The organism is Ignavigranum ruoffiae (genome assembly GCF_900110675.1).
GTDB classification, from domain to species: Bacteria; Bacillota; Bacilli; order Lactobacillales; family Aerococcaceae; genus Ignavigranum; species Ignavigranum ruoffiae.
This window is the reverse complement of record NZ_FOEN01000009.1, coordinates 13,262-25,427: the sequence shown is the minus strand read 5'-3', so window position 1 is coordinate 25,427 and position 12,166 is coordinate 13,262. Positions and strand designations below refer to the sequence as shown.

The following is a 12,166-nucleotide window of genomic DNA, read 5'->3' as shown; positions in this document are numbered from 1 at the left end:
AGATTATCAACAGAATACTGAATTAAAGGAGAGATTTATACATGGCAAAAGAATTAAAATTCTCAGAAGATGCACGCGCAGCCTTACTACGTGGGGTTGATATCTTAGCTGATACCGTCAAAACAACCATTGGACCTAAGGGTAGAAACGTGGTCCTTGATCAACAATTTGGTTCACCCATGATTACTAATGATGGGGTGACTATTGCTCGTGAAATCGAATTAGAAGATCGTTTTGAAAATATGGGAGCTCAATTGGTTCAAGAAGTAGCTTCTAAAACCAACGATGTTGCTGGGGACGGAACTACTACTGCGACCTTGCTGACACAAGCCATTGTCCGTGAAGGGATGAAGAATGTTACCTCTGGCGCAAATCCAGTGGGAATCCGTCGTGGTATTGAAAAAGCGACCCAAGTAGCTGTCGAAGCTTTAAGCAAGGCCTCTAAGAAAGTAGAATCTAAAGAAGCGATTGCTCAAGTCGCTGCCATCTCTTCTGGAGACCAAAAGATTGGTGAATTGATTGCCGATGCGATGGAAAAAGTAGGTCAAGATGGGGTTATTACCATCGAAGAATCTCAAACCATTGAAACAGAATTATCAGTGGTTGAAGGAATGCAATTTGACCGTGGCTACCTATCTCAATATATGGTTACTGATAATGAAAAAATGGTGGCTGATTTAGAAAATCCACTGATCTTCATTACCGACCGTAAAATTAACAATATCCAAGACATCTTGCCATTATTAGAGAACGTGATGCAACAATCTCGTCCACTCTTAATTATTGCTGAAGATGTTGAAGGGGAAGCTCTACCAACCTTAGTGTTGAACAAATTACGTGGTACACTTAATGTAGTTGCCGTGAAAGCTCCTGGTTTTGGTGACCGTCGTAAAGCGATGTTAGAAGATATTGCCATCTTAACGGGTGCTACGGTGATTTCTGAAGAACTTGGTTTCGAATTGAAAGATGCAACCGTAGAACATCTAGGTTCTGCTTCTAAAGTCAATGTAACCAAAGATAATACCACGATTGTTGAAGGTGGCGGTCAATCCGAACAAATTCAACAACGTATTGATCTCATTCGCGCTCAAACTGCAGAAACCAGTTCAGAGTATGACCGTGAGAAATTGCAAGAACGTCTAGCGAAATTAGCAGGCGGGGTGGCTGTGGTTAAAGTCGGGGCAGCTACCGAAACTGAACAAAAAGAACGTAAGCTTCGAATTGAAGATGCTTTAAATGCAACTCGCGCCGCCGTTGAAGAAGGTATTGTTGCCGGTGGAGGTACCGCGCTAGTCAATGCCCAAAAAGAAGTAGAAGCGCTAGAAGCTGAAGGTGATGAAGCAACGGGTATTAAGATTGTTGCTCGTGCTTTAGAAGAACCTGTCCGTCAAATTGCAACCAATGCTGGTCAAGATGGTTCTGTAGTAGTCAATGAAGTTAAGAAAGCCGAAGCTGGTGTAGGTTATAATGCTGCCGACGATCGTTATGAAGATATGATTGCCGCTGGTATTGTTGACCCAACTAAAGTAGCCCGGACTGCTTTACAAAATGCAGCCTCTGTGGCCGCATTACTTCTAACTACCGAAGCAGTAGTAGCGGATATCCCTTCCGACAAACCTGAAATGCCAATGAACCCTGGTATGGGTATGATGTAATAAAATAAATAAGTTTTATCTTGATGATTTAAGCAAGATAGACACTTAGTGCCAAAGACTAAGCAGATTGATTCTGTTTAGTCTTTTTTTTGCGAGCAAAAGTAAGAACGGATAGCAAGTTTCCAACCGAGAAAATTTGCAGAAGACTGAATTATAGAACCATTAAAAGGCACGTTTTACCACGATGGGTCGTGCTAGGTTATTTTGAAGTAAGACGCCTTTACATAAAATTTACAAAGTTAATAAAACTTTTTGAAAATTTACAATAGATTTACGTTTATTTAATATTTGTTTTGTATACTCTTTGTGTAAACAAAAAAGAAATAAAGGTCAAACAAAGAAAAAATACAGAATTTGGCCGACGGAGGGTTAGCTTGGCAAAGATAAGTATTGAACATTTGTATAAAGATTATAGTGAAGCGGTACGAGCGGTAACAGATTTTAATTTAGAAATTGAAGATCAAGAATTTATCGTCTTGGTCGGGCCTTCAGGTTGTGGAAAGTCAACCACTTTACGGATGATTGCCGGCCTAGAAGATATTACGGCGGGGACCATTACCATGGATGGCCAAGTTCAAAATGATCTCCATCCAAAAGATCGCGATATTGCGATGGTGTTCCAGAATTATGCCCTCTATCCTCATATGACTGTCCGTGAGAATATGGCTTTTGGTTTAAAAATGAAAAAGATTAAAAACGAGACCATTCATCAACGGGTTAAAGAAGTCGCTGAAATTATCGGGTTGACTGATTTACTTGATCGTCTACCGAAAGAACTCTCAGGGGGTCAACGTCAGCGGGTCGCCTTAGGTCGAGCGATTGTACGCCAGCCCAAAGTCTTCTTAATGGATGAACCGCTCTCTAACTTAGACGCTAAATTACGGGGGCAAACCCGAGCTGAAATTATTCAGTTAACCCGTAAATTAGGAATTACCACCGTCTATGTAACCCACGATCAAGTTGAAGCGATGACCATGGCGGATCGGATTGTGATTATGAATCAAGGTTTCATTCAACAAGTGGGCACGCCTCGTCAGGTGTATTTACATCCCAATAATTTATTTGTAGCTGGATTTATGGGATCGCCGGCGATGAATTTCATTCCGTTGACAGTCTGCGCCGAAGGATTAGTCAAAGATGACCAAGTCCTAGCCATTGATCATGACCTATTGGATGCATTGATTGAGGTGGGATATCTTAATAAGGAGGTTATTTTGGGAGTGCGACCAGAGAATATTCTCTTAGCAGACCAGGCAGCTCCGAGCGATCAAGCCAATAAATTTAAGATCGAGGTCGATTTAGCTGAGATGTTAGGCAGTGAGACTTTAATTCACTTCCATTTATTAGATCAGCCGCTGATTTGTAAATTATTTACCATGGATCCTTTCCAAGCGGGTCAACAGCTAGAATTATGTTTTGATCGCCAGTATATCCATTTCTTTGATCCGCAGAGCCAAGAGCGAATTGAACTTCATCGAAATACAGATTCGCAATTAACAGAGGAAGGGAGCATGAGTGATGCAACGTGAGAAGAATCAATGGCTGTCACTAGGCAATTTGCTCCCTAAGCAAAAAGTGGAAAGTAGCCAGACCCCAGATCCAAATTTCAAGCCACATCGTCGCAGCTTTAAACAAGTATGGCGTAAGTATCGCGTTTTTTATTTGATGCTCTTGCCTGCTTTGATTTTCTTCTTGGTGTTCTCATATTGGCCAATGACCGGGATTCTAATCGCTTTTCGAAAGTTTACCTTTACCTCAGGGATGTATGGTAAAGATTGGGTCGGTCTAAAATATTTCCAAGCCTTCTTCAAGAATCGGGAAGCTTGGATGTATGTCCGTAACACTTTAGTGATTTCAGCCATCAAACTGTTTATCTATTTACCTTTCCCGATTGCTTTAGCTTTAATTTTCAATGAAACGCGTCGACCTAAATTAAGAAGCTTCTACCAAAGCATTTCTTATCTGCCTTATTTTATTTCATGGGTCGTGGTCATTGGGATTTTGAATCGCTTATTCGCGCCCAATACAGGTTTGATTAATCTAGCACTGAAGGCCCTCAAGATTAATGATGGTTCTACTTTCTGGATGATGGAGAATGCCTTCTTCTATCCCGCAGTCTTCTTCTCCTATCTATGGAAGAATATCGGTTGGGATTCCATTATATATTTCGCCGCAATCATGGGCATTTCCCCTTCGCTTTATGAAGCGGCGGCTATCGATGGGGCGAGTCGGTGGAAACAAACATTGAATATTACTCTACCAAGTATCCGCGGTACGATTATGATTCTCTTTATTCTGTCTTTAGGGGGAATCTTAACCGCCGGCTTCGATCAAATTTATCTGATGCAGAATCCGGGGAACTTTACCGTTTCGGAAACAATTGATACCTATATCGTTAAGACAGGTTTAGAGCAGGCCAAATATGGACCTGCTGCAGCAGTAGGTTTAATGCAGGGTGTGGTTGGATTGGTCTTGACCCTGATAGTTAATAAACTTGCTGATAAATATGGAGACAATGCCGTATGGTAAATCTCAATCAATTAATAAGGAGTGGAAACATGTCAATCAAACAAATATTGAAGAAAAGTTTTATGGTTTTAACAGCTATGACGAGTATGGCAAGTGGCAGTAGTGTAGTAGGTCAAGCGGAAGAACAATCAGATGCTTTTATTGCCGATCGTGAAATTACTGGCCTAATCTTCCAATCAGCGGGAGATGCTGGAGTTGACACGATGTCACCAGAAATCGCCGAATATATTAAACAAAGAACTGGAATTACCTTGAAATTAGAGACAGTCACTTCTGAGGATTCAACCCAAGCTTTAGCAGCGGGTCTTGCTGCCGGTGATATGCCTGATTTTATCGCTTTCTATTTGAATCATTCTGGTCGTCCTGAGTTTCCTTTACTCTTACAAGCAGCTAATGAAGGCATGTTCCATGATATCGCTCCGTATTTAAAAGAAAGTAAGACTTACAGCAAATATTTTGAAGAAGGTTATTTACCTCGTGACACTAAAGAGAACATTATGATGCGGGAAGATCAAGATGGGGCGACCTATCTGGTCCATATGGCCATTGATCAAAATCCTGCTGACCCTGGTACCAAACAAATTGGTGGACCTTATATTCGCCGTGATATCGCTGAGCAATTAGGTATTAATCCTCAAGAAATTAATACTACCGAACAATTGAAAGATTTATTAATCAAAATCAAAGAAGGCGACTTCAAAGATGATAATGGGAGTCCAGTGGTACCTTTAGGACCTACTGTATGGGGCGGTTCTGAACGTCCGTTCATCTACAATGACTTAGTTTGGGAAGGTGCTGGCGGTGAGAAGTTCTGGAAAGATGGCGACCAAGTTAAGCATGAATCAATGACTGACTATGCTGAAAAGCGAGTAGCCTATGTCCGAAATTTATTAGCTGAAGGCTTGATGCATCCAGAATTCTACACGATGGAAGAAACACGGGCAGCAGAAGGGGTCATGAATGGATCCTTTGCGATTACTTCGGATATCCATTCATATCGTCCTGAAATTGGCGATTTGAAATACGTTCCCTTAGGCCCAATTAACCGAGTGGATGGTAGCAATCATATGGTGATGTCCTATAAATCTGGCTATGCTGGCTGGGCAGTCCCTGCCACGACTGAAAATCCTGAAGAGGTCGTTAAATTCGCTGATTGGTTGGCTGGACCTGAAGGTAAGTTGCTTTATTTCTATGGACTTGAAGGTAAACATTATGAATTAGGAGAAGATGGGAAACCAATTCCAAATGCAGATTTAGTCAAATTACAAGATGAGAATCCTGAAGAAGCAAGTAAAGAAGGCTTCCGTGGTGTCCGTGCTTTCTGGGGTGAACACTTAGCCTTCACCGATATGAATAATCTAGAACAATTTGGTGAAGCTGCTTGGGGTGATAAGGTTCGCGAAGCAGAATCTGGTAACAATGCCGCCCAAGAAATTATTAAACTTTACGATTATGACAAACGTTATGAGGAGAAAGAAGTCATCGATGGCCTGTATGCCCGTGCCTACCTCAACGAGTTTGAAGGTAAAGAAGGGGACTTGAATGCAGCCTTGGATGCTTGGGAAGAAAGTGTCGTCAAAGCCTACTATGCCAACTCAGACGAAGAAGCTCAAGCAATTCTGGATGCTGCGCGTCAAGATTTATTAGATGCTGGCATTGAAGACTATTGTCAATTCTTACAAGAGAAAGAAAAGAATGGAGACGTTATATTCTATTAAGCAAAGTAAATTTTTGCGACGGCGAGGCTAGCGCAAGCTAGTCTCGACTTATTTAGGAGGAAATCCATGTCAGAAACAATGAAAACCAGCAAATGGACCCGATTCTTATTCCATTTGATTTTATTGGTTCTATGTTTATTAATTATTTTACCTTTTTTACATATTTTAGCTTTGGCCTTTAATTCGGGTAAAGATGCGGCCGTGGGCGGAATTTGGTTCTGGCCTCGAGCTTGGTCCTTTGAGAACTTCGCCGAAGTATTTAAGCAGGATAATTTGTTAACCGGTCTAGGAATTTCAATTTTCAGGACGGTGGTCGGCACGGTCATTGGTGTGTTTCTGATGGCTATGTGTGCTTGGGCTTTGACGATTCCTGGTCTACCCTTTTCCAGTCAGATTACCTTCTTTATCTTCTTTACCATGCTCTTTTCGGGTGGAACAGTGCCTTACTATCTGGTCTTAAGCGAACTAGGTCTAACAAATTCGATCTGGGTCTATATTCTACCAAGTCTATATTCAGTGACTAATATTCTCTTATTGAGATCATCGTTCAAGCAACTGCCCATGTCGATCATGGAGGCAGCACGGATCGATGGGATGGGAGAATTTAAGATCTTTACCAACATTGTCTTGCCGATGTCCAAACCCACAGTGGCGACGGTCGCCTTATTTACCGCGGTAGGCCATTGGAACGATTGGTTCTCTGGTTCTTTCTATGTGCGAAAAGCAGAATTGAAACCACTTGCTACCATCTTACAAGAGATGCTGACCCGCCAAGCGAGCTTAGCCGATGTCTTATTGAAAGCTGGCTCCAGTTCAGCCGCCTATCAACAATTAGATGCGATTGAAATTACCGGCCAATCCTTGCAAATGGCAACAATTATTGTCGTCATTCTACCGATTATTGTTATGTATCCCTTTATTCAAAAATATTTCGTCCAAGGGATTACGATTGGTTCGGTGAAAGAATAGCATCTAATATGAAACGATTCTAAGGAAGGGATGATATAATGGAATTACGTTATCGGCCGGATGGAAGCTTTCGGATTATACAATTTACCGATACGCATATTGGCAATATGCCATTTCATGAAGACGATCATAAAACATTTCAATTGATTGAAGCGGCTCAGAAAGCCTTTGATGTGGACTTAATTATGCATACGGGCGATGTGATTTGGTCCGAGGGCGTTAAGGATGCTGACCAAGTCTTTGTCCAAACGCTAGAATATTTTGACCGCTTCAAGAAACCAATGGCTTTGACCTTTGGCAATCATGATAGTGAGGAAATCATTACTCGGTCAGACTTGCGCCAGCTATTCAGTGATACGGTCGAATGTGTTGCCGATAAACATCATAGTTATCTTAAAGACGACCGCGAATCCTATGTATTAGAGATTAAAGCGGCTGATAGTGAAGAAGTGGTAAATGCGCTATTTGTCTTAGATTCAGGAGCTCAGGCGCCCTTGGATATTGGTATCTATGATTGGATTCTGCCAGAACAAGTTGATTGGTTCCGCCAAACCAGCCAGGATTACCGGCATGGGGATGGGGTTCGTCGCCATTTAGTCTTCCAACATATTCCACTTCCAGAATACTGGCAAGCAGCCGAACATATTATTTCTGGTTTACATTTGGAGACGAATGAGGCGATTTCGGCTCCTCATATCAATACTGGATTATTCGCCAATATGGTCTTGCATGGCGAAATTTGGGGGATGTTTGTCGGGCATGATCACGATAATAATTTCGACGGCCTCTATCAAGATCTTCACTTGGTGTATGGGAATGTATCAGGCTATCAGACTTACGGTGAATTGGAACGGGGAGTCCGTTTGATAGAGTTGAACCAACACGATCATTCCATTAAAACATATACGGTAACGGTCAATGATTTCCAAAGCTAAAGCCTTGAATGCCGATTACCGCCATTTAGTCTGGCCGCTCATGGTTGAGCAACTTTTTATGATTCTGATTGGCAATGTGAATGTCCTTATTTTTTCTTATTATTCGGATCAAGTTGTTGCCGCCATTGGTCTCGCTGAACAAGTGATTGTCATTGGGACGATGTTTATGGGAATTGTGGGCCTCGGCTCTACGATTCTCTTTCTGCAAAATGCTGCCGATGACCGACTGGCTTATTTCCAAGGAGTAGCCCGTCAGACACTGATGTTAAATTTGGCGCTCGGCTTAATCATTATTATCATTACCAGTCTATGGGGTCCAGTCATTATGGGCTGGATGCAGACCCCTTGGGAAATTCGTCCGCTCTCGGTCAGCTACTTACGAGTGATTGCTTGTAGTTTAATCTTCCAAGCCTTGTCAGGGGCGGTTAGCGCCATTCTCCGTTCTTATGGTCTAGCTAAGATGGCCATGCGCTTGTCGGTCGCCTATACTTTATTAACTATTTCTGGCAATGTCTTGGTAATCTTCCTGCCGCTAGCTAATTTACAGCAGCGCATATTGGCTATCGGCCTGATGACCATTGTTAGCCGCGCTATCGGGGCCGGGATTTCTTTGAAATTTCTGCAGCAACACTTGCCCCAAGTCTGGCAAGGACTTTGGGATCATTTTCGCTTTAATCGGCAAATTAGTCAGCAGATCTTGGTCTTAGGCATTCCCTCAGGAATGGAAAATGTCTCTTATAATTTCTCCCAAACAATTATTACCGCCCTAATTTCATCATTGGGAACGATTCAAGTCAGTGCCAGAATTTACTGTCAGACCATTACCGCCGTTGTCTTTGCCTTAGCAGTTGCCGTAGGCCAAGCCAGTCAAGTGGTAATTGGTCGCTTGCATCGACAAGATAAAATTCCTGAACTCATTCAATTTGGTTGGCAGAATACCTTGTTAGCCATGGTTGGGGGCATGGGAATCAATCTATTGATTGCCTTGATGGGGAGTCAATTGTTGATGATCTTCACTGACGATCCTCAGATTATCCAAATTGGCCAGATTCTACTATGGCTGAATGTACTCTATGATCCAGGCCGGGTAGGGAATGAAGTGATGATAGCTAATTTAAATGTGATGGGTCAGGTGCGCTATCCGGTAATTTTAGCCATTTTGGTAACCTATCTGTTCACGGTACCGGCGGTCTTTCTCATTACGCGAATGTCAACGTTTGGTTTACCAGCCATCTGGGGTATTTTTATCATTGATGAAGTATTTCGTTTAAGTCTGTTTGTTCGTCGTTGGCGCCAGGCAGATTGGCTCAATTAAGGATGAAGAAGGGGAAAGCAATGTCAGAGCATCGTCGCTTATTTAGTAAATTCTTACAAATCATCTACCAAGTCCTAGTAGGGCAATGGATCTATATTTTGGTCTTCATCTCAGCGGGAGGAGTCCTATCCAGTCTATCAGCGTTCATCACCGTCTTTGAATTTTATCATTTGACTCAGGACTCGGTTGGGATTTCACGTTTTAAAGTAGGAGATTTTGTTCGGGAATCCGCTCTTAAAAATTTGAGAAGCTATCTTATCCCTAGTCTGATTTGGTCACTGGTGTTGGGTATTTTAACCTGCAATCTTTTATTTTTATCGCGCGGTCATTGGCTGGGTTTGGCGATTTTTTTGATCAATTTATTCCTTTGGGCTCTTGTGATAGCCATGGGGATCGCTTTTGCATATTTAAGCGCCCATTATCCAAAGACTTCAACCAAGGAACGCATACAGAATGCTTGGGCTTATGTCTTGGCTTATTTGGCCGAATGGTTACTGACCACCGTCTTATTGCTGGCTTCACTGTTGGCCTGTTGGCAAGGGATTCCTGCTTTATTCTACTTGTTGGGTCTAGGTTGGCTGATTAAAGGCTATCAATATTTATTGAAACAATTATCTTCTGGCCACCATTTTGGTCGTTGGCGTGAATATTGGCGTCGTGAAGATATCTAAGAAATGAATGATTGGAGGGATTAGCAATGAATAAAGACCAGCGACATGCAGAAATTAATCAATTAGTCGGCCAAGCTGGGAAAATGTCAGTAAACGATCTAGCTGATATTTTGGCAGTAACCCCAGAAACTATCCGCCGCGATTTAGATGAATTAGAAAGTAATCAATTGATTACACGTATTCATGGGGCAGCCATTCCTTATGCACCTGAAGAAGTGGAAATGATGTTTACCAAGAAGATGGCAGTGAATAAGAAGGCCAAGCAACGGGTTGCCCAAGCTTGTTGTAATCTGATTCGATCTGGGGATACGATTGCCGTAGATATTGGCACGTCTACCCTGTTCATCGGCGAATTGATTAGCGGTTTAGAAGATATTACGGTGATTACCAATTCTTTAGCCGCTGCTCAAAGCTTCAATAATGCTATTGAAGATGGGCGAATGACGGGGCAGGTCATTGTCTTACCGGGATTTACTAATCCGGCTCAGGCCTCGATAAAAGGTAGTTATACGGTCGATTTTCTAAAGAAATTTCATGTCGATAAAGCGTTTATTTCTTGTGGCGGCTTATTACAAGATGCGGTCTATGATTTTGATATGGAAGAATCTCTAGTTTCTAAGACGATGATTGATTGTTGTGATCAAGCAATTTTGTTAGTTGATAAAAGTAAGTTAGGAGTCCGTACGCTCTTTGAAGTCACCCCTTTAGCAGCTATTGATTTAGTAGTTTGTGATGGTCCTGCCCCTGAAACTTGGCAGGCCCCCCTACCAGAATGGCTAGAAGTATAAGGAGAGAAGCATGAATAAAGAAGCATTCACTGAATATAGTCCGCAGATTCTCTTTCAGCAAGCATTTAAAGTAAGTTACCAGGCTCATCAGAGTCATTTAAGTTATCGTTTTAATGTGCCGGCTAATTGTGCAATCTTAAAGATTTATTTTGAGTATGACCCTTTATGGGAGAAGAATCCAAAGACAATGCGTCGCGCCTTAGATTTAGCGGGCTTATATCAGGATAAGGTTGAGGAAAATGCAGGCTTCCGAAATTTAATCACCGTTTCTCTCAATGATCCGGAAAATTTCCGGGGGGCGCACCATTACTTTAATACCCAACAAGAAATGATCCTGAGTGCGAGTGAAGCATCTTTGGGTTTCATTGCCGGTGAGATCCAGGCTGGACAATGGGAGCTTATTTTATCTTGTCACGGCATCTTTTCAGATGAAATTCAGGCCACCTTGAAGATTGAAGCTTGGCTGAGCAAGCCAGCAGAGCCATTTCTCTGTCCTTTTGCTCAGGCTCGGCCTGATCTCAAAGTTAAAGACCGGCCCTTTATCGGTAGTCAAGATCTCGTGGATTATCGACTTGAGCTCCATGCCCATACCACTCATAGTGATGCCCAGCAATCGACGCAGGAATTATTGCAGGCAGCGGACCAACTATCACTTGATTGGTTAGCCATCACCGACCATAATACAATCAGTGCTTTGCAGGAAGCTAAGCATTTACCGCAAGATAGCTATCGAGTTAAATTACTGGTTGGTATGGAGCTGACGACTTTCTATGGCCATTTCTTAATCTATGGTCCGCAAGCCAAGGTATGTCGGGACTGGACCCGGGTGACATGGGATAACTTTAATCATTATTTGCAAACCTTGGTTGAGGAAGGGCTGATGGTCACGATTGCTCATCCATTTGACGTGGGCAATCCTTATTGTACCGGCTGCCGTTTCGACTATCCGCTCGCAGATTATCGCTATGTGGATAATATTGAAGTTTGGAATGAAGCCAATCCAGTTGGCCGGGCAAAGAACGAGCAAGCCTATCAACATTGGCTACAACTGCTTAAAGCAGGCCTTGAAATTAATGCAACCGCTGGTCGTGATTGGCATCGAAGCGATCCAACTGACCAAGTGGCCATAACGCATGTGATGGCTCCTAAAGAAGCTCAAGCCGCACAGATTTTGCAGGCATTATCATTGGGTCGTTCTTACATCAGTCTGCAGCCAGAGCTAAGCTTTACGGTCAACCAACACTATCAGCTTGGCGATCGGGTGCCGCAGATTTTTGATCAATGGCAGGTAGATATAGTCTTGTCCGATTTGCCTGAGCAAGTTCAGCGGATAGAACTCTGGAGCGAAGATCAATGTTTGCTTACCGAATCGATAGCGGGTTCAAACGGGTATCACGGCCAGTTCACTTTACCAATGGCAGACCACCGACTCTTACGCTTAGAAGTCTTAGATTCAGCTAACCAACTGTTACTCTTTACCAATCCGATTTACCGTTAATTGTATTTATCAATAGTAAGTATAGCCCTTCCTCGCCAGTGTTTAACTTGGGGGAAGGGTTTTTTCTAGGTCTGGCTGAGGCTTCATG

At 42.6% G+C, this 12,166-nt stretch carries 10 protein-coding genes; all 10 read left to right on the top strand.

The window, feature by feature from the left end; genetic code table 11:
* Window positions 1–41 precede the first annotated feature (41 nt).
* The 10 genes from groL (at window position 42) to BMX34_RS07425 (ending at window position 12,078) form a co-directional block, all read left to right on the top strand.
* Window positions 42–1,655 carry a chaperonin GroEL gene (gene groL, locus BMX34_RS07470; protein ID WP_092572359.1) on the top strand — a complete coding sequence of 538 codons (1,614 nt, stop codon included), beginning with the start codon at window positions 42–44 and terminating at the stop codon, window positions 1,653–1,655.
* A gap of 374 nt (window positions 1,656–2,029) precedes the next feature.
* On the top strand, window positions 2,030–3,184 hold the full coding sequence (locus BMX34_RS07465; protein WP_092572357.1) for an ABC transporter ATP-binding protein: 1,155 nt from the start codon (window positions 2,030–2,032) through the stop codon (window positions 3,182–3,184).
* A complete protein-coding gene (locus BMX34_RS07460) occupies window positions 3,174–4,184 on the top strand; it encodes an ABC transporter permease (RefSeq protein WP_092572355.1) in 1,011 nt (336 codons plus the stop codon). The genes BMX34_RS07465 and BMX34_RS07460 overlap by 11 nt, the downstream gene beginning before the upstream one ends.
* Before the next feature lie 29 nt (window positions 4,185–4,213).
* Entirely contained in the window at window positions 4,214–5,902 is a 1,689-nt protein-coding gene (locus tag BMX34_RS07455) for an extracellular solute-binding protein (protein ID WP_092572353.1), read from the top strand.
* 66 nt (window positions 5,903–5,968) lie between these two features.
* The gene (locus BMX34_RS07450; protein ID WP_092572351.1) at window positions 5,969–6,871 is read left to right on the top strand and encodes a carbohydrate ABC transporter permease; all 903 of its coding nucleotides are present in this window, start codon (window positions 5,969–5,971) and stop codon (window positions 6,869–6,871) included.
* A 38-nt stretch (window positions 6,872–6,909) separates the two neighbouring features.
* Window positions 6,910–7,806 (top strand): metallophosphoesterase family protein, encoded by an 897-nt coding sequence (locus tag BMX34_RS07445; RefSeq protein WP_092572349.1) that lies wholly within the window; start codon window positions 6,910–6,912, stop codon window positions 7,804–7,806.
* Window positions 7,790–9,121, top strand: a complete 1,332-nt coding sequence (locus tag BMX34_RS07440) for an MATE family efflux transporter (RefSeq protein ID WP_092572347.1) — start codon at window positions 7,790–7,792, stop codon at window positions 9,119–9,121. The genes BMX34_RS07445 and BMX34_RS07440 overlap by 17 nt, the downstream gene beginning before the upstream one ends.
* Window positions 9,122–9,141: 20 nt before the next feature.
* Entirely contained in the window at window positions 9,142–9,792 is a 651-nt protein-coding gene (locus BMX34_RS07435; protein ID WP_092572345.1) for a hypothetical protein, read from the top strand.
* Between the two features lie 26 nt (window positions 9,793–9,818).
* A complete protein-coding gene (locus tag BMX34_RS07430; protein ID WP_092572343.1) occupies window positions 9,819–10,580 on the top strand; it encodes a DeoR/GlpR family DNA-binding transcription regulator in 762 nt (253 codons plus the stop codon).
* A 10-nt stretch (window positions 10,581–10,590) separates the two neighbouring features.
* A complete protein-coding gene (locus BMX34_RS07425) occupies window positions 10,591–12,078 on the top strand; it encodes a CehA/McbA family metallohydrolase (RefSeq protein WP_092572341.1) in 1,488 nt (495 codons plus the stop codon).
* The last annotated feature ends 88 nt before the right edge of the window (window positions 12,079–12,166 follow it).